Here is a 26175-nt window from a genome sequence, read left to right as displayed (position 1 = left end):
AGCAGCAAGAACGATGCGGAAATTAGAGACGAAACTCCCCTGCCCTTGCGCTTCATCGGCACATAACGCCATGTTCCGGTTGTTTGCGTTTCGAGGGCGGCGTCTGATTGGTATCTATCCGAACAGACAGTCGGTATGTACGCGGTTCTTATTAGCCTGTTTTGCGTTTGGGCGGACACGAGTTCGTCAAACAAAAGTGTAGGCCAGTCTAAAAATAGCGGAGCGATTGCAGTAATCTGCCATAATTTTCTGCGTTAGATCTAGCGGCGGCCGATCCGGCCGGAAACGGTGGTGAATATGAGCATACTGACCTGGAACGACCAACTGTCAGTCGGTATCGACAACGTCGACGGCGAACATCAGGCATTAGTGGATTCCATCAATCGCCTGGAAGAAGCGGTCGCGCTGGGCGCCGACCAACGCACCATCATTGATACCATAGCGGAATTGGCGGCCTACACCCAAGACCATTTCCAGCACGAAGAAGATTTGATGGCGCAAGCCGGTTACAACCCGGAGTATTTCGCCAAGCACTGCCAACAGCATCGGGAATTCATCGAAAAAATCCGACAGGTCGAACGGCAGGCCATTACCGACGCCGGCAGCATCTCTAAAGATTTATTGGATTTTTTGGTCGATTGGGTGTGTCACCACACCTTGAAATCCGACAAACTGATGGCGATCAGCCTGAACAAGGGCATAGACCCGGCGCAAATTCAACTGGACCGCTACCAGCAAATGGACATCTTGCACAGCAATCTGTATTCGGCGCTACGGGAAAGCGAAGACCGCTTCAAGGAACTGGCGGATAACCTGCAGGCCCTGATTTGGATCACCAATGCCCGGCATTTGCCGATTTTTTGCAATACCTTTTGGTATAAAACCTTCGGCATCCAGCGTGGCTTTGTCGAAAAAGATCAGTGGTTGAATACCATCCACCCGGAAGACAGAGAACCGGTGGTAGACGCGTATCGCAAAGCCGCCGAGGAATTGGTACGTTTCAAAATTCAATACCGCTTGAACAATCCGGACGGCAACACGGTATGGATACTGGAAACCGCGGTGCCCAGGGTGCGCAAAGACGGTAAATTCGCCGGCTTGATGGGTTGCGGCATGGACATTACCAGCCAAAAACAAGCCGAAGCGGCCTTGGCCGCGGTCAATCAGCAGCTGGAAAACCGGGTCAGCGAGCGTACCCAGGCTCTGACCGCGGCCAATCTGGCCTTGCAAAGGGAAAAAAACCAGCAAGTCGAATTGAACCGACAATTGCAGGAGGCGCAAAGCCACTTAATCCAGTCCGAAAAAATGGCCTCCCTCGGCCAGCTGGCGGCCGGAGTGGCCCACGAAATCAACAACCCTTTAGGCTATATCTATTCCAATTTGCATACCTTGCAGCAATACGTCGCGGATTTGCTGCAACTGGCCGATTTGGCCGAACGCTTGGCCGCGTCGCTACCTGCCGACCATCCGTTGACCATGGCATTTGCCGGCCTTAAGCAAAGCGCCGATTTGGATTTCATGAAGCAAGACGCGGCGGAATTGGTGAGCGAATCCTTGGAAGGCGCCACCCGAGCTAAAAAAATCGTTCAGGATTTACGCGATTTTTCCCGGGTGGACCATCAAATTCTGGAAATGTTCGACCTGGAGGCCGGCATGGACGCCACATTGAATATCGCCAGTAACGAAATTAAATATAAGGCCGAAGTCGTCAAGGAATATAGCGGGGTTAAGCCGTTCGAATGCGTGGGCGCGCAACTCAATCAAGTGTTCATGAACTTGCTGGTCAACGCCGCCCAAGCCATAGACAATTTCGGCAAAATCACCATACGCACCGGCTACCGCGACGCCGACTGGGTGTGCGTGGAAATCGAAGATACCGGTAGCGGGATGGACGAAGCCACCAAGGCCAAGATCTTCGATCCGTTTTTTACCACCAAGCCGATAGGCAAGGGGACAGGCTTGGGTTTATCGCTATCCTACAAAATCATTCAGGACCATCAAGGCCGCTTGGAAGTCCATTCCCAACCGGGAGTCGGCACGCTGTTTCGGATATTGCTGCCGGTGCATCCGCTGCATAAACCCTAATCAAGCCCGGTCCCGTCTATTTTCGACTACCCGACAACCCGCTGGTGCCCGTAGGCGACCAAACCGCTTCGCCGTCACTTAGTAAGGCCTCACCGATATTCCACCGCTTCTACTAGAATCTTCTTTCGACCTATCGATCTTCTGTTTACGATGAGCCGCTCGAACTTGTGTGCACTTGTCGTAGTGATGCCCCAATGTTAGGATTTCCTTAAATTGATTAAGAAATAGTTATGACTAATGCCCACGTGAAGAGTGCGCTTTCCGCTCGGATCACCGATTATAAAATTCCGCCGGTCAAAGATGCCTTGGTTTTGGGACGAGAATCCCCGATTGGTTGCCTGGCGATGCGCCGGGCCTTGTCTCTATTGATCAAAGCCCCATATGCGCACGTCGAATTGGACGACGATACCGTTTCGGACATTCTGGTGCGGGAATCTTTGTTGAAGCGTTTGCCGCAAGAGCAATTGGTAAATTTCGTGCTATCGCAAATCAAACCCATCATGGCGGCGGACGAGGTATTGCACCTCGAGTTGGATGTAGAGGTCATCGTTTCCGGCGGCGGAACATGAAACCCACGGTAGCGAGCCAGTGCTTGTGGCCACTGGTCGAACGGGTATTGGAAGAAGAGCGACCGGGCGCGCTAGCGGAAGGCGCCGTTTACGCCGTCTTCAGCGAAGACATTCATCGCGGGACTTTTTGCGGGGTGGCGACGCACAGCGATATCGCCGCACATCCCGAGTGGATATTCGCCGATTTAGTCGAACACCGGCCTAATTTACACGTCACTAGCGAAGCGCCTTTGCATCACGTGCTGAAACAGATGCACTTAAGCAAACGCGACGCACTGCCGATTTTAGATCAAGCAGGGCAATTTATCGGGGTTGTCACGCAAACCAGCATATTGCAACAGCTGTTACGGCGGGAAATGCAGTTACTGGCGGAAACCCGCCGTCTATATCAGGTCGCCAAACTCGAGCGCAATGAATTACAGCAGTGGTCCGGACGCTTGGAAAAGCTGCACGAAGCCTCGCGTACCTTGCTGAACGTGTTGGCGCGCACGTCGCTGGAAGAAGACTTGTTGCAAGTCGGTATCGAGGCGTTGACCAAATTGTTGGAGGCTAAATACGGCGCCATCGGGATTTTGGACCACGGCGGTCAATTGTTGCATTTCATCTATACCGGGGTGAATAGGGAACAGGCGAGCTTGATCGATCGATTCCCCGAAGGGAAAGGTTTGCTGGGCGAAGTGACGAGGGATAACGTGGCTTTGCGGCTCGACGATTTGAAAAAGCATCCGAATAGCATCGGCTTCCCGGCTAACCATCCGCCCATGACTTCGCTGCTGGCGGTACCGATATCGCGCGGTAGCGTGGTATACGGACGGATATACATCAGCGATAAGTTAAACGGGATGCCTTTTTCCGACGAAGACGAGTTACTCGCTTGGAGTTTTGCCCGGTCGCTGTCCTTGGTCTTAGAAAATGCGCGGGAAATCGAGGAAATTCGCACCGCCCGCTTGCATCTGGATTATCTGGCGCATTTCGATACCTTGACCGGCTTGCCTAACCGCGAATTGGCGCTGGATCGTCTCAGGCAAGCCCAAGCGCACGCCCAGAGGTACTCCGGAAAGCTGGCTGTGCTGTTCATCGATCTGGATAATTTTAAACACATCAACGATGCATTCGGGCATAACATTGGCGACGAATTGCTGCAGATCGTGGCAGCGCGTTTTCAGTCCTGCGTCAGGGAAGACGATACGGTCGCCCGACTATCCGGCGACGAATTCATGGTAATGTTGCCGGACATCGCCGACTTGCAAGACGTGGCCACCGTGGCGCAGAAAATCTTGGACGTGTTGGCCCCGGCTTGCACGTTGCTCGACCACGAATTTTATACCACCGCATCTATTGGCATCAGTATCTTTCCGACCGATGCGGTCAATATCGACGATTTGTTGCGAACGGCGGATACGGCTATGTATCAGGCCAAGGCAGCAGGCCGAAATTCCTACCAGTTTTTCGATTCCAGCATGAATGAGGCGGCGCAACGCTATAGCGAATTGCGGCAAGCATTGCGACGCGCGTTGGAGCGCAACGAGTTTCGCCTGGTGTTCCAACCGCAAATCCATACCGGCAGCGGCACGGTTGTCGGCGTAGAGACCCTGATTCGCTGGGAAAGCGCCGAATTGGGGGAGGTGGCACCCGTGGAATTCATTCCGGTCGCCGAAGAAACCGGAATGATAGTCGAAATCGGCGAATGGGTGCTCCGTAAAGCTTGCGAGCAGGGTAAACTGTGGCTGCAGCAGGGTTTCGGGCATTTGCGGGTAGCGGTCAATCTATCGCCGCGGCAATTCTACGACAGACAATTTACCAGTATTTTGACACGGGTGTTGCAAGACACCGGTCTGCCGGTCGAAATGCTGGAGCTTGAACTTACCGAAAGCCTGATGATGCAAGACGTTGGAGCGGTAATCAAGCAATTGCACGAGATCAAAGCAATGGGTATCAGCATTTCCATTGACGATTTCGGCACCGGCTATTCATCTTTGAGCCATTTGCGCCGCTTTCCGATCAGCCGGCTGAAAATAGACCGCAGCTTCATCCATGACGTTACCACCAATCCGGACGATGCGATCATCGCCCATTCGATCATCAGCCTCGCGCATAGCTTGAATCTTTGCGTGATTGCTGAAGGAGTGGAGACCGAAGCGCAATTGGCGTTTTTGCACCGCCACCATTGCAACGAAATTCAAGGCTACCTATTTTGCAAACCGCTGAGTGCTAAGACTATGACCGAATGGCTATGCGAAGACCGGCGCTTGGATTTGCCGGTCGAGGCGGTATAAAAAACTTGGCTTGGCTGCTTAACGCTACGATTTGCGCCGGGAATGCCCGAAGCGCTCGCAGCCGTCACGGTTCGCGCAGTTTGCTGTGTTTAATGCCGTAGCTGAAATAGATCGCGAATCCGACCAGCAGCCAAACCAACAAACGTATCCAGGTATCCAACGGCAACCCCGCCATCAAACTCAAACATACCAAAATTCCGCTGGCGGGCACGTATGGCGAACCGGGACAACGAAAATGCCGGTGCAATTCCGGTTGGCTAACTCTCAACACCATCACCCCGCTGCAGACCAGAACAAAGGCGAACAATGTGCCGATGCTGACCAGTTCGCCTAATTTTTCGATAGGCATGAAACCCGCCAACAAGGCCACCGCCACGCCGACCAGCAAGGTAGACAAATGCGGGGTTTGAAAGCGGGGATGCACTTTGGAAAACAACGGCGGCAGCAGCCTGTCGTTTGCCATGGCGAAAAATATCCGGCTTTGCCCCATCAACAGTACCAACATTACCGAGGTCAACCCGGCTATCGCGCCGATTTTGATGATGGGCGATAGCCAACTCATGCCGATACGATCGGCCGCCAATGCAATAGGCGCAGCCACGTTCAATTCGGTGTATGGCACCAAGCCAGTCAATACCGCGGCCACCACGATATACAGCACGGTACACAAGGCTAGGGAAACGATAATGCCGAACGGCACGTCCCGTTGTGGGTCGACGGCTTCCTGAGCGGCGGTCGACACCGCATCGAAGCCGATATAGGCAAAGAATATGACGCCGGCGCCGGTGAGCACCCCGCCGAAACCGAACGGGGTGAAATCGGCCCAGTTTGCGGTTTGAATGTGCCCGCTGCCGGCGACGATAAAGCCCAGGATCACCGCTAGCTTGATCAGCACCATAAAAAAATTGAACACGGCGGATTGGCGTATCCCCACGATCAGCAAACCGGTCAACAGCAGCACGATCACCACCGCCGGCAAATTGACGAAACCGGCCGCCGGGTCGGCCAAATAGGCAGTGCTTAAATAGGGAGGCAATTGCCAGCCCAAGGCTTGCAAAAAACTATTTAAATAACCGGCCCAACCAATTGCCACCGTGCTGCTGGCCAAAGCATATTCCAATACCAAATCCCAGCCTATGATCCAAGCCATCAGCTCGCCCAGTGTCGCGTAGGCATAGCTGTAAGCGCTGCCGGATACCGGCATCATCGATGCGAGTTCGCTGTAGCACAAAGCGGCCAACGCGCAAGCCACCCCGGCCAGCACAAACGATAGCGTGATGGCCGGGCCGGCGTATTTGGCAGCGGCAATACCGGTCAACACGAAGATGCCGGCGCCTATGATAGCCCCGACGCCGAGCAGGGTCAGGTCCTTGGCGCTCAGGGTTTGTTTCAGGCTATTTTCGATCGCGGTCAGGGCGTCAACCGGTTTGCATTGCAACAGTTGTTTAGGAATGCGCATGTCACCGTCCTTAGCGCGCCAAACTGGGCGGCAGATTTTGGGCGTTTTCCAGCCGCACGCCTTGTGTAATCGCCCCGGTTAGCACCGCGTCCTGCAAATTGGCGGACGACAAATTGGCGTTACTCAAATCCGCGCCGCTCAAATCCGCGCCGGCCATTTCCGCCGAAAACAAATCGGTATTACGCAGTTTCGCGCCCTTCAATTTGGCGTTGCGCAGCAGCGCCCGGCCGAACTGACTGTCGCTCAAATCCGCGCCGCTTAGATCCGCGCCTTTTAGATTGGCGCGCATCAAGCCCATGGACTGGTTTTTCATGTCCGCCGCCCAGTCTGCACGGGTAATCTTGGCGCGGCTGAAATTGGCGCCTTCCATCACCGCGATGACCCGGCTGCCGCTGAAATTGGCGCCGGATGCGTCGGCCCGCGCCAAACTGACCCCGAATATGCTGGTGTTCGACAAATCGGCGTCGACGAGTTTAATCGCCGTCATCACGGTTAAATCCAACACCAAACCGGACAAATTGCTGCGGCTCAAATCCGAGCGGCGCAAATCCGCACCCCACAGGTCGGCGTTGCGAAAATCCAGGCCGGATAAATCCAGATCGGTCAAATCCTTGCGGCGCAGTTGGGCCGGGTGCTGTATATCGGCCTTAGCCAACAGTTGCTCGACTTGCGCCCTGCTCATTTCGCCGGCGGTCGATGTAAAACCGGCCAGCGCCAGCAAGACCGCGGCCAGATGGTTTATCGAACGAGTCACGTTACCTCCCGAAATAGCTGTCATTGTCATTTTCCCACAGCATAACACCGGCTAAAGGCCGGCGTCGATCATAGGTAAGCGGCGGCGATACCGGCGAAAACCGCCATGCCGAACCAATGATTGTTCAGAAACGCCTTGAAGCAATCGGGTTTGTGAAAATGGAAAATCAGCATCTGTTGGTATATCGCCAAACCGGCGGCGACCGTCAGACCCAGGTAAAAAGGCCAAGTCAGGCCGCGCATTGCGCCGACTGTGCCCAGCAAGGCCAAGATGACGATTTGCAAGCTTGCGGTGATTTCGCGTACCCGACGGCCGAACAAGATTGCGGTGGATTTGACGCCGATTTTCAAATCGTCGTCTATGTCCACCATCGCATACATGGTGTCGTATACCAAGGCCCACAACAGTACCGCCAAATACAAAATCCAGGCGAGCGGCGGAATGCTGCCGGTCTGCGCGGCGAACGCCATCGGCACGGCAAAGCCGAACGCGGCGCCCAGATAGGCTTGCGGCAAATGCGTGTAACGCTTCATGAAGGGATAGCTGGCGGCCAAAAATGCGCCGATAAACGATAGTGCGATGGTGTACCAGTTCAGTAACAGCACCAGCGCAAACGCGGTCAGACACAAGGTAACGAACACGGCCAAGGCTTCTTTCGGCGACACCTTGCCGGCGGCGATCGGCCTAGCCTTGCAGCGGTCCACATGCGGGTCGAAATCGCGGTCGGCATAATCGTTGATCACGCACCCGGCCGCCCGCATCAACACCACTCCCAGCACGAACACGGTCAATACCAAACCGTCCGGCTTGCCCTCGCCGGCTATCCACAAGGCCCACAAGGTCGGCCACAACAAAATGTAAATGCCGATAGGCTTATCGAACCGGGCCAATAACCAATACTGCTGTAAACGCTCGCGGATGTTCATGGGGAAATCGTTCTGTTTTCTAAAAGCCGCTATTTTCCGTTAGAAACAACGGGTTTGTCTGGTTTTTGCGCCATAAGCACGTTTCAGGGCAAGATTCCCGGTCAACGCACTTGGATGATCAAAATACCCTGCTACAGCTACTATTTCACCGGACCAGCGTCCGTTTGAATCGGCTTATGGTCATCCTCGGCCTAACTTTTCCTGCGCATCCGGTTTTTATCCACCGCGCTAACCGGTAGAATCTACCTACCATAGCGTATCGCGGCAAGCCGCGTTAGGCACAAGCGCCGGGCGGTGCGCCGATCTCGCCGGCCATCGGTTTGGCGGCATGCGCCACAGGCCGCGCCCAACATCGGATTCGTCAATTAGGAGTGTCATTATCATGAGCAACACACAAACTCACGCCGAAGTCTTGGTCCTTGGCGGCGGCCCCGGCGGTTATACGGCGGCCTTTCGCGCTGCCGATTTAGGCAAGCAAGTGGTTTTGGTAGAACGCCATCCGGTGTTGGGCGGGGTGTGTTTGAACGTGGGCTGCATTCCGTCCAAGGCATTGCTGCACGTGGCGCAAATCATCCACGAAGCCGAGGCCATGGCCGAACACGGGGTTAGCTTCGGCCAGCCGCAAGTGGATTTGGATAAAGTCCGCGAGTGGAAGCAAAGCGTCACCAACACCTTGAACCAAGGCCTGAGCAAACTGGCCAAGCAACGCAAAGTCACGGTGATCCACGGCACCGGCCAATTCGCTTCGGCTAACAGCTTGACGGTGGAAGGCGACGGCGGCACTCAGACTATCACCTTCGACCACGCCATCATCGCCGCCGGCTCGCAACCGACCAAGATTCCGGGTTTTCCGCACGACGATCCGAGAGTTTGGGATTCCACCGACGCGTTAGCCCTGCAATCCGTGCCGGAAAAGTTGTTGATCGTCGGCGGCGGCATCATCGGTTTGGAAATGGCCACGGTTTACCACGCGCTGGGTTCTAAAATCAGCGTGGTGGAATTGATGGACCAAATCATCCCGGGTTGCGATAAAGACTTGGTCACACCGCTGCAACGCAAGATCAAAAAGCAATATGCTAACTTGTGGCTGAAAACCAGCGTCAAAGCCATGGAAGCCACTGCCGCCGGCATTAAAGTAACAATGGAAGGCAAGGATGCACCGGAAAGCGAAACGTTCGACGCGGTGTTGGTCGCGGTCGGCCGCCGCCCCAACGGCAAGCTGATAGGTGCCGAGCACGCGGGAGTCACGGTCGACGAGCGCGGTTTCATTCCGGTCGACAAACAAGGCCGCACCAATATCGCCAACATTTTCGCAATCGGCGACATCGTCGGCAATCCGATGCTGGCGCACAAAGCCACTCACGAAGGCAAAATCGCCGCCGAAACCATCGCCGGCCACAAAGCCGGTTTTGACGCGCTGACCATTCCGTCGGTAGCCTACACCGATCCGGAAGTGGCCTGGATGGGTTTGACCGAAACCCAAGCGCAGCAGCAAGGCATGGAATACGACAAGGCCACTTTTCCCTGGGCCGCCAGCGGCCGCTCATTGGCGTTGGGCCGTAATGAGGGCTTGACCAAAATCCTGACCGACAAACAAACCGGGCGGATACTCGGGGCCGGCATGACCGGACCGGGCGCCGGCGAATTGGTCGCCGAGGCGGTGCTGGCGCTGGAGATGGGTGCCGATGCGACCGACATCAGCTTGAGCATTCATCCGCATCCGACCTTGTCGGAAACCTTCGCGTTTGCGGCGGAAATGATAGACGGCACGATTACCGACTTGTACGTCAAAAAATAAGCGGTTCCATTCGGCCGCCGCCGACTTGGCGACGGCCGGAATTTAAGCACTGACGCTACACTTAGTTTTTGCGGCTGGAATTGAAGGTGTAAGAGCGCACCACACCTTGATTGTCGAAACGAATCAGCAAATCCTGGGTATCGTCGGCACCGAACAGCGAATATTTGTAAATGCCGTAAGTCCAGGTGGTGTGGCCGTCTTCCATGCCGGTGCGCCAAGGCCGCCCGAAAATATTGGTTATATCTTGTTTGGTGGTTTGACCGATTTTGATCTCCGGTACTTTGGAGCCGGCAAATTCCTGGCCTACCGTGAAACACCCGGTCAGTTGCGTGGCGGCCAAACCGGCCGCGATTAAAAGATAACTCAGTTTCAGCGCGCGTAAGTTGCGATTGAGAAACAGTGTTTTCATAAATTGAACCTTAATGTCTGGGATGGTTGTTATAAAGTAGCGGACAGACCTTTTAGCCGCCGCCGACCGTTAACGATTTTATCCGATTGCCATGACCGACTCATTAGCCTGTTCGCCGCTAGACGAACTGAATTTCGACAACCGCTTCGTGCTGGAATTGCCGGGCGATCCGGAACCGGACAATTACCGTCGCCAAGTGTATCAAGCCTGTTATTCCCGGGTACAACCGCGCGCCGCCAAACAACCCAGCCTGGTGGCTTACTCGCCGGAAATGGCGGCGGAGTTGGGCCTAACGGAGCAAGATTGCCAATCCGACGATTTTTGTCAGATTTTCGCCGGCAATAAACTCGCTAAAGGCATGCAGCCTTACTCGATGTGCTACGGCGGCCACCAGTTCGGTCAATGGGCCGGACAATTGGGCGACGGCCGCGCGATCAACCTGGGAGAAATCGTTAACGCCGAAGGACGCCGTTGGGCCTTGCAGCTGAAAGGCGCCGGCAAGACCCCGTATTCGCGCAGTGCCGACGGCTTGGCCGTGCTGCGCTCCTCTATTCGCGAATTTTTATGCAGCGAAGCCATGCACCATTTGGGGGTGCCGACCACCCGCGCGCTGAGTGTAATTTTGACCGGCGACCAAGTCATCCGCGACATGTTTTACGACGGCAATCCGCAATTGGAGCAGGGCGCGGTGGTATGCCGGGTAGCGCCGACGTTTACCCGCTTTGGCAATTTTCAGCTGTTCACGGCCCGCGACGATCTGGACACCCTGGTTCAATTGCTGGACTTTACCTTGCGTACCGATTTTCCGCACCTGGGCGAACCGAGCAAAGCCGTCTATTTGCAGTGGTTCGAGGAAGTCTGCCGTTTGACCGCGCAAATGATCGTGCATTGGCAGCGCGTCGGTTTCGTGCACGGGGTGATGAACACCGACAATATGTCGATTCTGGGCTTGACCATCGACTACGGCCCATACGGCTGGTTGGAAAATTACGATCCGGATTGGACCCCGAATACCACCGACGCGCAGGGCCGCCGCTATCGCTTCGGCAACCAGCCCAAGATCGCTTATTGGAATCTGGTCCAACTTGCCAATGCGTTATATCCCATCATCAAAAAAGCCGATCCCTTGCAGCAAGCGCTTAACGCCTTCAGCGAAACCTTCGACAGCCAATGGCAAACCATGATGGCCGACAAATTGGGCTTTAGCGGTTACCAAGGCGACGACCAACTGGTCAAGGATTTGTTCTCGCTGTTGCACACCGCTGAAACCGATATGACTTTGTTCTTCCGTGCGTTGGCCGGGGTCGATCAGGATTCGACCGGCGCCGAGTTCGCCGGCTTGATGGATAAAGCCGGCTACAAACCGCTGGAAGACGACGTGCACGTGCAAGTATTAGCCTGGTTCGAGCAGTATCAAGACCGCTTGCGCCAGGACGGCAGGCCCAAGGAACAACGCCGGCTAGCCATGAACGCCGTCAACCCCAAATACGTGCTGCGCAATTACTTGGCCCAGCAAGCGATAGACGCTGCCGAGCAAGGCGATTTCGCGCTGGTCGACGAGTTGCTGGAGGTATTGCGCAAACCTTACGACGAACAACCGGGCCGTGAACGCTTCGCGGAAAAACGCCCCGATTGGGCCCGACACAAACCGGGCTGTTCCATGCTGTCTTGCAGTTCTTAACGGCTGTTTTACGCAACCCGGCGCTACACGCTTGGCAGGGCGGTTGGTTGGCGTTACGCTATTTCCAGCAGTGCGATGCAAAATCGCATCGATCCCGGCAATGCGCGGTTCACCATTGCCGACGGCAGGAAGCCTTAGTCTCACACATCACTTCGAGCGCTTGACATTACCGGATGCGGAAAAACCTTTGTTCTAAAGTCGCCGACCGGCCGTTTCCCAACGGAAGGCCGCGATGCGAACCTTGGGGGGACAAAAAAGATGCTGAAGCCCGGTAATTCAGGTATCCTTTTCAGGCTAAGCTAATGATCTTCCAGGTTGCGAAATGACCAACAATACCGACAACGTCGCCAAACACGATATTGATCCCGCGGAAACTCAAGAATGGATGGAGGCTTTGCAAGCGGTCATCGAAAAAGAGGGTAGCGAACGCGCCAGCTTTTTGATAGAGACCTTGCTCAGCACCGCGCGGCAAGCGGGCTTGGATATCCCGTTTTCCGCCAATACGCCTTACGTCAACACCATCCCGGTCGACAAGCAACCCAAATTTCCCGGCAATTTCGACATCGAACGCACCATCCGCTCCTATGTCCGCTGGAATGCGATGATGATGGTGCTGCGCGCCAACAAGCATACCAATGTCGGCGGTCACATCGCCAGTTTCGCCTCGGCCACCACGCTATACGACGTGGGGCAAAACCATTTTTGGAACGCCCCTTCAGACAAACACGGCGGGGACTTGGTGTTTTCTCAAGGCCATTCGGCGCCGGGCATGTATGCCCACGCCTATTTATTGGGTCGTTTGAGCGAAGCGGAACTGGATAGTTTTCGGCAAGAAGTCGGCGGCAACGGTTTGTCCTCTTACCCGCATCCTTGGCTGATGCCGGAGTTCTGGCAATTCCCAACGGTATCGATGGGTCTAGGCCCCATCATGGCGATTTATCAAGCCCGTTTCATGCGCTACATCCAAGACCGCGGCCTGGCCAACACCGACGGCCGCAAAGTCTGGGCGTTTTTGGGCGACGGCGAATGCGACGAACCGGAAACTTTGGGCGCTATCGGCATGGCCGGCCGGGAAAAACTGGATAATCTGATTTTCGTGATCAACTGCAACTTGCAGCGGTTGGACGGCCCGGTTCGCGGCAACGGCAAGATCATTCAAGAGCTCGAAAGCAACTTCCGCGGCGCCAACTGGAACGTCATCAAAGTGATCTGGGGCCGGCGTTGGGATCCCATCATCGCCCGCGACAAAAAAGGCTTGGTGGTTAAGCGCATGATGGAATGCGTAGACGGCGATTACCAAACCTTCAAATCCAAAGACGGCGCTTACGTGCGGGAAAAATTCTTCAATTCCCCGGAATTGCAGGAGCTGGTCAAAGACTACACCGACCGCGACATTTGGGAATTGAACCGCGGCGGCCACGATCCGATCAAGGTGTTTACCGCCTTCAACGCGGCGGTAAAACACAACGGCCAGCCTACCGTAATTTTGGCCAAAACCATCAAAGGGTATGGCATGGGAGATTCCGGCCAGGCACAAAATACCAGCCATCAGCAAAAGAAGATGAGCGTGGAATCGATCAAGGCCGTGCGCGACCGCTACCAACTACCGATCAGCGATGAAGAGCTGCCTAACCTGCCTTACATCCGTTTCGCGGAAGACTCGGAAGAATTCAAATACCTGCGCCAACGCCGCGCCGATCTGGGCGGTTTCCTGCCGTCGCGTCGGGCCAAATCCCACTCGCTGGAAATTCCGGCTTTGTCCGCCTTCAAAGCCTTGTTGGAAGGCACCGGCGAAGGTCACGAAATTTCCACGACCATGGCTTTCGTGCGCATCCTGAACGTACTGGTTAAAGACAAACAAATCGGCAAACGCGTGGTCCCCATCGTGCCGGACGAATCGCGCACCTTCGGCATGGAAGGCATGTTCCGTCAACTAGGCATCTGGTCGCAGGTCGGTCAGCTGTACACGCCGCAAGACGCCGAGCAGCTGATGTTCTACAAGGAAGACAAGCACGGCCAAGTGTTGCAGGAAGGCATCAACGAAGCCGGCGGCTTGTGCGACTGGATCGCGGCGGGTACCTCGTATTCGACCCATGGCGTGCCGATGATCCCGTTCTTTATCTACTACTCGATGTTCGGCTTCCAGCGGGTGGGCGACCTGATCTGGGCCGCCGCCGACCAACGTACCCGCGGCTTCCTGCTGGGCGGTACCGCAGGCCGCACCACGCTGAACGGCGAAGGCCTGCAGCACGAAGACGGCCACAGCCATCTGATGTCCGCCAGCGTGCCGAACTGCTACTCTTACGACCCGACCTTCGCCTGCGAATTGGCGGTGATCATCCACGACGGCTTGCGCCGTATGTACGTGGAGCAAGAAGATATCTTCTATTACATTACCTTGATGAACGAAAACTACGAGCAGGCGGCCTTGGTCGAGGGTTCGGAAGCCAACATTCTCAAAGGCATGTACTTGTTCAAACCCGGTCCGCATAGCCATAAACCAAGGGTACAGTTAATGGGTTCCGGCACCATCTTCATCGAAGTGATATATGCCGCCCAATTGCTGCACGACGACTGGGGGGTAGACGCCGACTTGTGGAGCTGCCCGAGCTTCACCGAACTGGCCCGCGACGGCTACAGCTGCGAGCGTTGGAACCGCCTGCATCCGACCGAGACCGCACGCGTGCCGCACGTCGAACGTTGCTTGCAAGACGCAATCGGTCCGGTCATTGCGGCGACCGACTACATGCGCAGTTTCGCCGAACAAATCCGGCCGTGGGTTAAACGGCCGTATACCGTGCTGGGCACCGACGGCTTCGGCCGTTCCGACACTCGCGCCAACTTACGCAAATTCTTCGAAGTAGACAGATACCACGTCGCGGTGGCAGCCTTGAACGCACTGGCGCAAGCCGGCGAATTCGACGCGGCCAAAGTCGACGTCGCCATCGCCAAATACGGTATCGACCCAGACGCCACCGCCCCTTGGCTGATTTAACCATGCCCGATACCTTGCGTATCGAACCCGCCTTTCCCGTTGCCAACCGGCTAATGCCGGTGAGCGGCGGTCGGGGCGAGGTCATTCCATTCGACATGCGACGACAATAACGGAAATCGACCCATGAGTTCTTTAGTTGAAGTAAAAGTCCCCGACGTCGGCAACGTGCCGGAAATCGATATCGTCGAGGTATTGGTCAAACCCGGCGACCTGGTCGCCGTCGAACAAACCCTGGCGGTGATGGAAACCGACAAGGCGACGATGGATTTACCGTCCAGCGCCGCCGGCGTGATCAAAGCCGTACATATCAAACCGGGCGATAAAGTCGCCGAAGGTACCTTGATCGCCACCGTGGAAGTCGGCGAAGCGATAGCAGCGACTGCAAAGCCGGCACCTGCACCAGCAGCCGAACCGGCGCCAACACCCGCGCCGGTCGCGGAAGCGCCCAAACCGGTCGAACCGGCCGCCCAACCGGCTCCGGTAGCCGTAGCCGGCAGCGAAGGCGTTAAACCGCACGCCACGCCCAGCGTGCGCCTGTTCGCCCGCGAACTCGGAGTAGACCTAAGCAAAATTCAGGCCGGCAGCGGTCGCAAGGGCAGAATTTTGCAGGAAGACGTCAAGAACTTCGTCAAGCAAGTCATGAGCTCCGGCGCGACCGCTAGCAGCGGCGGCGGGGCCGGCATTCCGGCGATTCCGGCCGTGGATTTCAGCCAATTCGGCGAAATCGAGGAAAAGCCGCTCAGTAAAATCAAACGCCTGACCGGCCAGAATCTGACCCGAGTCTGGCTGAACCTGCCGCTGGTAACCTACCACGACGAAGTCGCCATCGACGAGATGGAAGACTTCCGCAAGGCGGTCAATGCCGGCCAAGGCAAGGACGGCATCAAAGTCACCGGCCTGGTGTTCATCATGAAAGCCTTGGTGGCGGCGCTGCAAAAGTTTCCATCCTTCAACAGCTCGCTGTCTCCGGAAGGCGACAAGCTGTATTTGAAAAAGTATTACCACCTCGGCATCGCCGTCGATACGCCCAACGGCCTGGTGGTGCCGGTGATTCGCGACGTCGATAAAAAAGGTATCTTCCAACTGTCCAAAGAACTGGCCGAGGTCAGCGAACTGGCCCGGCTGGGTAAATTGAAACCGGCCGACATGCAAGGCGGTTGCATGACCATTTCCAGTCTGGGCGGCATCGGCGGCACCGCGTTCACCCCTATCGTCAACGCCCCGGAAGTGGCTATTTTGGGCGTCACCCGCTCCAAGGTACAACCGGTCTGGAACGGCAAGGAATTCGAGCCCAAGCTAATGTTGCCGCTGGATATTACCTACGACCACCGCGTCATCGACGGCGCCGAAGGCGCCCGCTTCATGGAGGCCTTGAAGGCCAACCTGGCGGATATTCGCCGTTTGTTGCTGTAAAACCCACTCGGCCTGATCCGAGATTCGGCGTAAGGCCGCCGCTGCAGTTCGGGTTTTCGCCCTTAAATTGCGCTACCGGCAATTTCAGATCGATCGGCTATCGTTTCAGACCGCCGTTCCGGCAGAGAATGCCGGAACCCAAACTGCAAGGAAGCGGCTTGTTCTCGTCTCTTTGACCGGCAACTCAAGCGGTAGGCGCCGTGCTTTCAAATCCCTGTGCACTAGACATTGGCATTCCCTGCCGATATGACGGCTGTTGCCGGCCTGTGATCAATGCCGGTCGGCTGAGCTTTACGGGCAGATACGGGCGGGCAAATCGCAAGCTTGCCCGAATAAGCCGGGTAGCAGGTAAAATCCAGGTATTCGAAATTCGACGGCATGGCCATGACAACGCTAGAGGAAACCGAAAACCGATTATGGGGCGGGTATTTAAATCTTTGGCAAACCGATTGGCTGTTTGCCGTTGCGTTGACGCTAACCGCGATATGGCTGATTTTGTACGTTCTACAGCTACCGGCTTGGGCAGCAGTTGGTTGCCCAGGCGCAAAACGTTGGCAGAAGCATTACAAAAGGAACGCCCGGATGAAAACGGCCGTAACTACGTCGATTACGGCATCAAATACCGCGCTCGCATCTCCCAAATCGCCGCCGGCCGCAGCGCCGCTGATACGGCGCAACAAGTATTAGCGGCCTTATACCATCCGCTGCCGTTCGTGCCGGCGGCTTTCGCGAAAGCCTTAAACTACGCGGTGGCTTATACCCTGCTGTTTTGGTTGTTGCCGTGGATTTGCGTGGCTTCCGGCAAGTTGGGCAAAGTTGCCTTATTACCAGACAATTTGGATTGGCCAACGCGCGTGTTAGTGGTTTTGCCGATGGCGCTAACTTTGCATACCAATGGGTAACTCATCGTTGTGGCGAACGTATTTGGCTTGTATTTTGTTTTTTGGTTCTTGCCGTTGGCATTATGCTGATTGAATTAAGTTTGTTCGTTGATGAACTTGATTATTTATTAGCGGTAAATGTCATTTTCGCTGTGACTGTAGCTTTAATAGTCGCCAAGTTTATGGCTGAGTTGTTCATCGGCGTTAGTACGGTAATCATAGTATCCGTCTTCGTATACGCGGGAGCCGTCCATAATGTAACCGATATTAGAGCGGCTGTGTTTACAGCGGTTTCTGTCGTTTTCGGCGTCGTTTGCCTTTCATTTTTGAGAAATACAAAGGTTCAAACAAGGAGCGGCGAGTTTTCATTCGTTAATTTCAAACATTCATTTCGTTTGTCGAGCTTATTGATTTGTTGGTTAATAGGCGTGTCTTCCATGCCCCTATGGCTAGAGCATTTATCCTCTGGGATCCAAACAGATTGGGCAACAGTGGATAGACCAAGTTTTGTTTTGCTATTTTTCCTCGGCTGGCTGCCGCTACTGAACGCGGTGTGCGATTATCTGTCGGTCGGCGCTACCCAGTATTTCCTGGGCCTGATGCGGCGGGACAAATGGCGGCTGGCGTGGTGGGCGGCTGGCGTGGTGGGCGGCAGACGCGGCGGTGGCGGTGGTATTGGTGGCCGCATTGTACTTCGCCGCAGCCGGCCTGTTGTGCTTGCTGCGCTGGCTGGGTTGGGGGGTGGAGCCGAAAGCTGTAATCGAGCAGTTCAACGCCGATCCGTCCTCGGTCATGTGGCTGTTGCTGTTGGCCGCCACCAACGTCCTGCCGACCCTGCTGCACTGGAGTTTGGGCCTGGCCGGGCTGTGGGCCGATAGCATAGGGCCGGATGCCGCAAACGCCAGAGCCTGGGTTACGCAGGTGCTGAAGGGCACCGCGTTGGGCAAGATCGACGCCGAGGATTTCGCCGATTACCTGTTCGGCCACCGTTTACTCAGCCTTATCTTCGCCCTGTGCCTTTTGGCCTGGGCGCTATGCGCCTTGCGTAATCTAGTGCCTTACAGCTTGAGATGGTTGCTGTAAGCGGTGTCTAGCCAAGCGGCCGCTGGCGATCCGCCGGAATAGGCTGGCTAATAGCGGGCGCAGCCGGATGGACGGCTTCCGCCGGGCTGGCCCTCGGCCCGATTTGCATCGGCCGCTGTCGAACCGGATCGGTGCCGCTTCTTTGGTGCCTTAGCGCGGTACCCCGATTCGCTTGGTAAACATCACTCGCTGTAACCGCGAAAGATATGGGTATGATGCTATGTTTAACTCTTCGGACGGCGGTCGGGCGCTTGTTGTTATTGGGTGATCAAATGGTTCTAAGGGCATGACAAGCTGTGGTTAAAACATCGACAAATCGCAACGCGGATACGGCGTCTTTTTCGGTCGCTACCTTTCTAACCCCCTCCGTTTTTAGAAATTATCCGCAACTCAGTTTGCATGCCGAGAGTTTGCAAGCCCTGCGCGTGCGCCTGCTGTATGCCAATCTGCCTGTATCCATCGGCGTCAGCGGCATGTTGGCGTTTATTCTGGTGACGGTTCAGGCCACGGTTATCGATCCGGAACGCCTGACCGCATGGTCTTTGGCCTTGACGCTGGTGCTGAGCGCTAGGGCGGTATTATTCGCGGCATGGCGGCGAAGCGCGAACGAAAGCAGTCACGCGGCCATGCGCCGCTGGTTGTTGCTGTTTCGCATCGGCGCCGTGCTTGCCGGTACGGTTTGGGGAATAGGCGGCGTGGTGTTGGCGCCGCCCGGCAATACCGGGCATATCTTTTACGTGTCTTTCGTTCTGATAGGCTTATGCGCCGGCGCCGCATCGTCGCTGGCGGTAGATCGCCTGACCATCAACGGGTTTTTGATTGCGGTTTTGTTGCCGCATACGTTTTTTCTCGCCAATCTAGGCGGCAGCGCGTCCTTGGGCATGAGTGTCATGAGTTCGCTGTTTTTGTTTTTTCTGGCAGCAAGTGCCCGACACTCCGCGCTGCAGTTGGAAGAAAATTTTCGCTTGCAGCACATCGCCACCGAGAACGAAACCAAACTGCGGCAGATGCTGGAAAACAGTCCCATCGCGACCTGCATTGCCGATGCGGCGGACAACCGGATCTTATTCGTCAATCAAAGTTATTTGGCGTTGATCGAAGCTTCGCCGGAACAGATCGTCGGAGTCTCCCCCGTCGACTACTATGCCAAACCCGAAGATTATACAGCGGTGTCGGAACACATTCGTGCGGGTACCCAGATCAGTAATAAATTGCTGGAACTACGTTCGCTCGATGGACAAAGTTGGACAAAATGGACCTTGGCTTCTTATTCGCCCATAGAATATCAACACAAAGCGGCAATATTAGCGTGGTTTTACGACATCACGGAACGCAAACTCAAGGAAGACCACGTCGAACATATGGCCTATCACGATGCGTTAACCGGCTTGCCGAACAGGTCGTTGATCTTGGATAGATTGCAACAGGCGCAGACTGAAGCCGAACTTACCGGCAATATGGTGGCTTTGATGTTTATCGATTTGGATAAATTCAAACCGGTTAACGACCTGCACGGCCACAATATCGGCGATTTGCTGCTGAAATTTGTCGCGGAACGTATCCGCGGCTGCCTACGAAAAACCGATTCGGCGGCGCGTATCGGCGGTGACGAGTTCGTGGTGCTACTACCAGCCTTACCGGCGGTAAAGAATGCGGTGGACGTGGCGGAAAAACTCAGACAGGCGCTCAATTTACCGTTCGAAATCAACGGATTGATATTAAATATCTCGTCTAGCATAGGTCTGGCGGTTTACCCGGAACACGCCGAAGACACCCAATCGCTGATCAAGCACGCGGACATCGCCATGTATTACGCCAAAGCCGAGGGTAGAAATTGTGTACGGGTTTTTCGACCGCAAATGCAAGATCGGGGTATGTCTTCTCCATAAGATTCGACGTGATCGCACGTTGTAAATATTGAGCAGCGATTCCTAGGCAATGGAACTTGTTTGTTGACCCATTCGGCCAAAATCATCCGGACAGGGATTTGTCCGACGATAAACCCGAATGCTTGATTGGTAAAGCCTCCCGGTACATTAAGCGCGCTGGCTTACCGGCCTTGGCAATCCCCCTTTGGCTCAAGCACCTATCCTGGCAATAACCGACTTTGAAGCGTGTCGGCGGGGGTAAAAATCTCCCCTTTCCCGACGGCGCGCTGGTATGCTTTGCGACCGATTTAACCATTCGCAGCATTCAATGAAATCATTGCAACTCTATGCCACCGCACCTAAAGCCTTGGAAGGCATTTTAGCCAACGAATTGCGCGGCCTCGGTGCGGCCGAAGTCAACGAAAAAATGGCGGGAGTGAGTTTCCAAGGCGATTTGGCATTGGCGTATCGGGTGTGTTTGTGGTCGCGGGTGGCTAACCGGGTATTTCTAGCCTTGGACAGCTTTCCGGTCCGGTCGCAACAAGACTTGTACACCGGCGTGCAGCGCACGGACTGGAGCCGCCATTTGTCGGCCGACGCCAGTCTGGCGGTATCGTTCAATGCTAAAAATAGCCCGGCGATCAAGCATACCCATTTCGGCGCCCAGAAAGTCAAAGACGCCATCGTCGATCAACTGCGCACTAAGTTCGGTCTACGGCCCAGCGTGGATACCGAACGGCCGGCGATACGCGTCAACATATATCTGCATAACGATGTCGCTCAGCTGAGTTTGGATTTATCCGGCGATAGCCTGCATAAACGCGGTTTTCGCGACGTCGCCATTACCGCGCCGATCAAAGAGAATTTGGCGGCGGGCATTTTACTACGTACAGGCTGGCCCCAAATTGCCGCGCAAGGCGGCACATTGCTGGATCCGATGTGCGGTTCCGGCACCTTGCTGATGGAGGGTGCGTTGATGGCGGCCGACATCGCCCCTGGTTTGCGACGCGATTATTTCGGGTTTTTAGGTTGGCAACAGCATGACGCTGTGTTATGGCAAACCTTGTTGGAGGAAGCCGAACAGCGCCGTGCGGCCGGTTTGGCGAAACTGCCGGTCATCGCCGGTTTCGACCAAGACCGGCGCACGGTCGCGACCGCGCTGCAGCATATCGAAAACGCCGGTCTAGCCGGCAAGATTCACGTGGAAAAGCGCGACATAGCCGATGCGGCGTCGGCCGAAAGCTGGCCGCCGGGGCTGATAGTCTGCAACCCGCCCTACGGCGAACGCTTGGGGGATGAAGCGGAAACCGCGGCGTTGTATCGCCGTTTCGGCGAAGTGTTGAAACAGCGCTTTGTCGGTTGGCGGGCGGCAATGATCATCAGCAATCCGGAACTCGGGTTTCGCTTGGGGCTGCGTTCGCAAAGGCCGGTGACGCTGTTCAACGCTGCGCTGGAATGCAAGTTATTGCGTTTCAATATCGAGGAAAAAGCATTTTTCGAACCCAAGGCCAAGTCGCAGCAAGAGCGTATCGAATCGATCAATCGCCGCGCACAAACCGAGCAGCAAGATCCGCAAGCGGAAATGTTCGGCAACCGTTTGCGCAAGAATCTGAAAAAACTCAGCAAGTGGCTCGCCCAAAACGACGTGCGTTGTTATCGCGCCTACGATGCCGACCTGCCGGAATATGCCGTGGCGGTGGACGTATACCGCGGGGAAAAGATTTGGGTGAGCGTACAGGAATACGAATCGCCTAAAAGCATAGATCCGGCCAAAGCCAATCTGCGCTTGGCGGGTGCCATGGCGGAAATCCCTAAAGTCATGCAGGTACCAGCCGATCAAGTGTTTTTGAAAGTCCGGCGCAAACAGAAAGCCAGCGATCAATACGAAAAGTTAGGCGAGCGCGGCTGCTACCATGTCGTGGAAGAAGGCGGCTGCAAGTTTTGGGTGAACTTCGAGGATTATTTGGATACCGGGTTGTTTTTGGATCACAGGCCTATCCGTTTGTTGATTCAGCAGCAAGCCGCCGGCAAACGCTTTTTGAATTTATTTGCGTATACCGGCAGCGCCACGGTACATGCCGCCGTGGGCGGAGCGGTTTCCAGCGTCACGGTGGATATGTCCAACACTTATCTGGATTGGGCCGGACGCAATTTCGAACTAAACGGCATCCGCGGCGGACATAAACTGGTGCGGGCCGACTGCGTGCAATGGCTGGCCGAACAAGTCGCAGCCCGCAATAAACCGCAATTCGATTTAATCTTTTTGGACCCGCCGACCTTTTCCAATTCCAAGAAAATGGAAACAGTGTTCGACGTGCAACGCGACCACGTGCAGCTGATTCGAAACGCGCTGGCCTTATTGGTACCGGGCGGGGTATTGTATTTTTCCACCAACTTCCGTCGCTTTAAAATGGACGAGCAGGCGTTGACCGGTGTGACGCTGCAAGACATCAGCGCGGCAACAATACCGGAAGATTTTGCTCGCGACCCAAAGATTCATTATTGTTGGAGGATTAGCCGATGAAGGATTGTTTGCACATCATCGTCAAAGGCCGGGTGCAGGGTGTATGTTTTCGCGCCAATACGCAAAAACAGGCGGTCAAACGCAATATCAGCGGCTTTACCCGCAATCTGGCCAACGGCGACGTAGAAATCGTTGCCGTCGGCGAGCGCGACGCCTTGCAGGAATTGGTCGCTTGGTGTCATAAAGGCCCGCTGCTGGCCAAAGTCAGCGAAGTATTGGTGTCGGCTTATTCCGATCCGAAAAGCTACGCCGGTTTCGAAATCGTTCAGTAAGCGAACGCTAGATTAGGGGCAGATCATACCGCCTGCCTAGCATTATCCGGCGTTTGCCGTCCATGGCCCCTATCCCGCGCTATCTTGTCTAAGCAGCACCCTGAGCCAGCAAGAATCAACGATTTTTGAAAAATTCCGCCAACGCGGCGTTACGGCCGGCGGTGACGGTTTGCGCATGCGGCCGACTTTCTATCAATTTGATGTAATCTGCGGCGCCTGGAATATGCTCGGCAACCAAATCGCGGCCGTAAATTTGTTGAGTCACGAATCCGACCAATTGAAAATGCGGCCAAGCCACGATGTCGGCGGCGGTAAACTGTTCCCCCAGCGCGAACGGCGCAAAGCCGGCGATGCGGGCTAAACCTTTCAAACCGTTTTCTACTTTAGGTAAAACTTCGTCCTTAGTTTCTTGGGAAATTTTTGCCCCAAACAACACTTCGCCGTACAAACGGCGGGCGATCAATTCCATGTTCAATTCGATGTGCTGAATGAACTCGCGGCATTTCGCACGCTGAAACGCATCGGCCGGATACAAGGGATTGTCCGGAAACACGTCTTCCAAATATTCCAAAATCGCTTGCGATTCGGACAAATAGCCGGCGTCGGTTTTGATGAACGGGATTTTACCCAGCGGCGAACGTTTCAATACGGCTTCTTCCTGGCTAGGCGGAATGACCTCTTCTACAAACCGAATGTTTTTTTCCAGCAGAGCAAATTTAACTTTATTGTAATAATTGCTAATGGCAAAACCGTACAGTGTGATCATGGTGCATCTCCCGTTTGATTAAAGAATAAATATATACAGACAGACCGGTCGGTCTGTTGTAATAATACATACCGGTCTGTATATTTGCAACTTTGTTTTTCGACTTTTATGACACGCGATCTCCGTTTACATATTCTGAATACCGCATCCGATTTGTTTTATAGCCAGGGCATCAAAGCCACCGGGGTGGACGCCATCGTCAAAGCCGCCGGCACTACCAAAATGAGCTTATACAAATATTTTCCGTCCAAAGACGATTTGGTACTGGCACATTTGCATCGAAGCGGCGATACCATGAGAGCGAAAATTCTGGCTGGAATCCAACATCAGGGTATGAGTCCGGCACAACAATTATTAGCCGTATTCGACGTATTTGCCGAAATGCACAGCAACCCCGCTTTTCGCGGCTGCCCTTTCATCAATGCCACGGCCGAATTCGCCGACGGCGACAGTCCGGTAGCACAAGCCGTTGCCGAGTTTTACCTATCCCTGCAAACGGCATTAACCGAGCTGGCCAAGCAAGCCGGATGCGACAACCCGGAAACCCTAGCCGAGCAGATACTGATGTTATTGGCAGGCGCGACCGTGCGGGCGCAGATGCAAACCGGCTTGCCTGTCATCCCGGCTGCCAAGCAAGCGGCCGAAATGTTATTGGCGGCTGCGGCAACCTAAATGCTGTAACCGGCAAGAACAGGGCTAAGCTCAATCGGATTACTTGGCTTTGCGCTGTAAGGCGGTCAGTAAAGGCAATCCGTCCGGCATTACCGCAAGCGAATGTTCGCCGTTATGTATAGAAAGGGTATAAGGCCGCTCTTGCGCCGCTATGGGTTCGTTGAAAGCTTTCAAGCACCGGTAGACGGCTAAGTCAGCCTCGGAAGCGTCCTGTGCTTGGATTTGCCGCCGCTGTATGCGTTGTATCAGCAAAGGCTCCGGACAATCGATGTCCAAAATCATAAACTCCACCCCGCATTCGTTTGCCAAGTCGGCAAAACGGCAGCGTTCTGCCTGACGTAAAAATGCCGCATCGACGATCACGCTAAATCCACTTTGTAGAATCAAGCGACTCAGCTCCAGTAAGCGGTCATAAGTTTTTTCAGTGGCCGCTTGGGTATAAATTCCACCGTCGATAGGCGAGCCGCTCCGTTGTTCGGCAGCCATGCCGAACAAACGCTTGCGTTCCACGTCGGATCGGATCCGAATAGCCGGTAACTGTTCCAGCACTTGTTGAGAAACCGTAGTTTTACCGCAACCCGGCAGGCCTTTGGTGATAAGCAACCGGGACGAGACCGGCGCATAATAGTCTTCCGCAAGCTGCAGATAGCGTTGCCAGCGTCCGTTTTCAACTCCACCCTGTTGCGCGGAACGTATCGCCCCGACCTTGGCCATTACCATGGCTCTATACCCCAAATAAAAATGCAGTACCTGTAAAGCCGGGTAATCGCCGCCGTATTGCAAATAGGCGTTTAAAAAGCCATAGGCCAAATCGCTTCGTTGCCTAAATTGCAAGTCCATCACTAAAAAAGCAATATCGTTGATGACATCTATCCAACGCAAATTCGGGTTGAAATCTATACCGTCGAACGGAGTGGGCCGACCGTTGAGCATGACAATATTGCCCAAGTGCAAATCGCCGTGGCATTCCTTAACGTTGCCGGCGTGCAGGCGCTCGGCGAACTGCAGCCGGCAACGCTGGAATTCACTTTCACTAGCAATACGCAATGCACTGAGGCGCGGTTGATGCTCAGTGCCAAGCAAACGTACTAGCTGCTCGAAATTTTGCCGTGCCGGAACGGCGATGGCGTCCGGCGTCCCGTAGTCGGAACCGGCAGCGGCCGGGGGTAATTCGGCATGAAAAACCGCCAACGTTTCGGCTAAAGCGGTGATGTCTTCATTGGTTAAGGCGTTTTGCTGCAGTTTGTGATCCAACAAATCGGTCTCGGCGAAACGGCACATTTTTACCGCATATTCGATGGCGGGCTCACAGCCGAATTCCGGTTGCACCGGGCTACCGCCGATAGGGATGACATCCAAATATACCGTTGGAGCCAAACGTCGATTTAAGCGCAATTCTTCCTGGCAAAAGAACCGGCGCCGCTCCAGACTGGAAAAATCCAAAAACCCAAAATCAACCGGCTTTTTGATTTTGTATACGTAATCGCCGGCCAATAACAGCCAGGAAATATGTGTTTCCAAGCGTTCAACCGCGCTTACCGGATACGGGTAGCGATTGGGTTGCATCAACGCTTGGATCAGGCTGTCGTCTAGTTCACCAGTGTTCATTCAGATTTGCTTGTTCCCCTCGAAATAAATCGAATCGTGTCATTTTCAGCGGTGGCCAACAGCGTGGCACACAAGCGCCTCAAAAACCAGGCGAAGAAATTATACAGCCCGTAAATTTGCTAAATCGGTTTGTGGG

At 54.9% G+C, this 26175-nt stretch carries 19 protein-coding genes; 13 read left to right on the top strand and 6 right to left on the bottom strand.

Translation table 11 applies throughout. The features are described from left to right. Positions 1 to 297 precede the first annotated feature (297 nt). The 3 genes from F1E05_RS00640 (at position 298) to F1E05_RS00630 (ending at position 4930) form a co-directional block, all read left to right on the top strand. On the top strand, positions 298 to 2085 hold the full coding sequence (locus F1E05_RS00640) for a bacteriohemerythrin (RefSeq protein WP_150046076.1): 1788 nt from the start codon (positions 298 to 300) through the stop codon (positions 2083 to 2085). A gap of 230 nt (positions 2086 to 2315) precedes the next feature. Further along, positions 2316 to 2654: a hypothetical protein gene (locus tag F1E05_RS00635; RefSeq protein WP_150046075.1), complete on the top strand. Its 339-nt coding sequence runs from the start codon at positions 2316 to 2318 to the stop codon at positions 2652 to 2654. Then, a complete protein-coding gene (locus F1E05_RS00630; protein WP_150046074.1) occupies positions 2651 to 4930 on the top strand; it encodes an EAL domain-containing protein in 2280 nt (759 codons plus the stop codon). Before F1E05_RS00635 ends, F1E05_RS00630 begins: the two co-directional genes overlap by 4 nt. Positions 4931 to 4994: 64 nt before the next feature. Here F1E05_RS00630 and F1E05_RS00625 read toward each other — a convergent pair whose 3' ends face one another. From F1E05_RS00625 to ubiA, 3 genes are all read right to left on the bottom strand, one after another. Continuing rightward, entirely contained in the window at positions 4995 to 6389 is a 1395-nt protein-coding gene (locus F1E05_RS00625; RefSeq protein WP_150046073.1) for an amino acid permease, read from the bottom strand. A 10-nt stretch (positions 6390 to 6399) separates the two neighbouring features. Beyond that, complete coding sequence (locus tag F1E05_RS00620; RefSeq protein WP_232056729.1) at positions 6400 to 7143, bottom strand: pentapeptide repeat-containing protein; 744 nt, start codon at positions 7141 to 7143, stop codon at positions 6400 to 6402. Between the two features lie 68 nt (positions 7144 to 7211). After that, positions 7212 to 8069: a 4-hydroxybenzoate octaprenyltransferase gene (gene ubiA, locus F1E05_RS00615; RefSeq protein WP_150046071.1), complete on the bottom strand. Its 858-nt coding sequence runs from the start codon at positions 8067 to 8069 to the stop codon at positions 7212 to 7214. A gap of 382 nt (positions 8070 to 8451) precedes the next feature. Here ubiA and lpdA point away from each other — a divergent pair, with 382 nt between their 5' ends. Further along, positions 8452 to 9867 carry a dihydrolipoyl dehydrogenase gene (gene lpdA / locus F1E05_RS00610; RefSeq protein ID WP_150046070.1) on the top strand — a complete coding sequence of 472 codons (1416 nt, stop codon included), beginning with the start codon at positions 8452 to 8454 and terminating at the stop codon, positions 9865 to 9867. A gap of 61 nt (positions 9868 to 9928) precedes the next feature. Here the strand turns inward: lpdA and bamE are convergent, their stop codons facing one another. Next, positions 9929 to 10276, bottom strand: a complete 348-nt coding sequence (gene bamE, locus F1E05_RS00605; protein ID WP_150046069.1) for an outer membrane protein assembly factor BamE domain-containing protein — start codon at positions 10274 to 10276, stop codon at positions 9929 to 9931. Positions 10277 to 10367: 91 nt separating this feature from the next. Between bamE and F1E05_RS00600 the strand changes: the two genes are divergently transcribed. The 8 genes from F1E05_RS00600 (at position 10368) to F1E05_RS00565 (ending at position 22993) form a co-directional block, all read left to right on the top strand. After that, positions 10368 to 11957 (top strand): protein adenylyltransferase SelO, encoded by a 1590-nt coding sequence (locus tag F1E05_RS00600; protein WP_150046068.1) that lies wholly within the window; start codon positions 10368 to 10370, stop codon positions 11955 to 11957. Between the two features lie 322 nt (positions 11958 to 12279). Next, positions 12280 to 14952 carry a pyruvate dehydrogenase (acetyl-transferring), homodimeric type gene (gene aceE / locus F1E05_RS00595; RefSeq protein WP_150046067.1) on the top strand — a complete coding sequence of 891 codons (2673 nt, stop codon included), beginning with the start codon at positions 12280 to 12282 and terminating at the stop codon, positions 14950 to 14952. Between the two features lie 123 nt (positions 14953 to 15075). Continuing rightward, entirely contained in the window at positions 15076 to 16365 is a 1290-nt protein-coding gene (aceF, locus tag F1E05_RS00590; RefSeq protein ID WP_150046066.1) for a dihydrolipoyllysine-residue acetyltransferase, read from the top strand. A gap of 485 nt (positions 16366 to 16850) precedes the next feature. Continuing rightward, the gene (locus tag F1E05_RS00585; protein WP_150046065.1) at positions 16851 to 17267 is read left to right on the top strand and encodes a hypothetical protein; all 417 of its coding nucleotides are present in this window, start codon (positions 16851 to 16853) and stop codon (positions 17265 to 17267) included. Between the two features lie 657 nt (positions 17268 to 17924). Further along, the gene (locus tag F1E05_RS00580) at positions 17925 to 18329 is read left to right on the top strand and encodes a hypothetical protein (protein WP_150046064.1); all 405 of its coding nucleotides are present in this window, start codon (positions 17925 to 17927) and stop codon (positions 18327 to 18329) included. A 296-nt stretch (positions 18330 to 18625) separates the two neighbouring features. Continuing rightward, the gene (locus F1E05_RS00575) at positions 18626 to 20218 is read left to right on the top strand and encodes a sensor domain-containing diguanylate cyclase (RefSeq protein ID WP_150046063.1); all 1593 of its coding nucleotides are present in this window, start codon (positions 18626 to 18628) and stop codon (positions 20216 to 20218) included. A 307-nt stretch (positions 20219 to 20525) separates the two neighbouring features. Beyond that, on the top strand, positions 20526 to 22721 hold the full coding sequence (gene rlmKL, locus F1E05_RS00570; RefSeq protein WP_150046062.1) for a bifunctional 23S rRNA (guanine(2069)-N(7))-methyltransferase RlmK/23S rRNA (guanine(2445)-N(2))-methyltransferase RlmL: 2196 nt from the start codon (positions 20526 to 20528) through the stop codon (positions 22719 to 22721). Then, entirely contained in the window at positions 22718 to 22993 is a 276-nt protein-coding gene (locus F1E05_RS00565) for an acylphosphatase (RefSeq protein ID WP_150046061.1), read from the top strand. The genes rlmKL and F1E05_RS00565 overlap by 4 nt, the downstream gene beginning before the upstream one ends. Before the next feature lie 115 nt (positions 22994 to 23108). Here the strand turns inward: F1E05_RS00565 and F1E05_RS00560 are convergent, their stop codons facing one another. Beyond that, positions 23109 to 23759, bottom strand: coding sequence for a glutathione S-transferase family protein (locus tag F1E05_RS00560; protein WP_150046060.1), 651 nt, complete (start codon positions 23757 to 23759; stop codon positions 23109 to 23111). Positions 23760 to 23867: 108 nt separating this feature from the next. On the opposite strand from F1E05_RS00560, the gene F1E05_RS00555 reads away from it, so the two are divergent. Then, positions 23868 to 24431 (top strand): TetR/AcrR family transcriptional regulator, encoded by a 564-nt coding sequence (locus F1E05_RS00555; RefSeq protein ID WP_150046059.1) that lies wholly within the window; start codon positions 23868 to 23870, stop codon positions 24429 to 24431. A 39-nt stretch (positions 24432 to 24470) separates the two neighbouring features. Here F1E05_RS00555 and F1E05_RS00550 read toward each other — a convergent pair whose 3' ends face one another. Continuing rightward, positions 24471 to 26039, bottom strand: a complete 1569-nt coding sequence (locus F1E05_RS00550; RefSeq protein ID WP_150046058.1) for a bifunctional aminoglycoside phosphotransferase/ATP-binding protein — start codon at positions 26037 to 26039, stop codon at positions 24471 to 24473. Positions 26040 to 26175 lie beyond the last annotated feature (136 nt).

The sequence above is a fragment of the Methylomonas rhizoryzae genome, from assembly GCF_008632455.1.
Lineage (GTDB): Bacteria > Pseudomonadota > Gammaproteobacteria > Methylococcales > Methylomonadaceae > Methylomonas > Methylomonas rhizoryzae.
The sequence above is the reverse complement of the archived record's forward strand: the minus strand, read 5'-3'. Positions and strand labels throughout refer to the sequence as shown.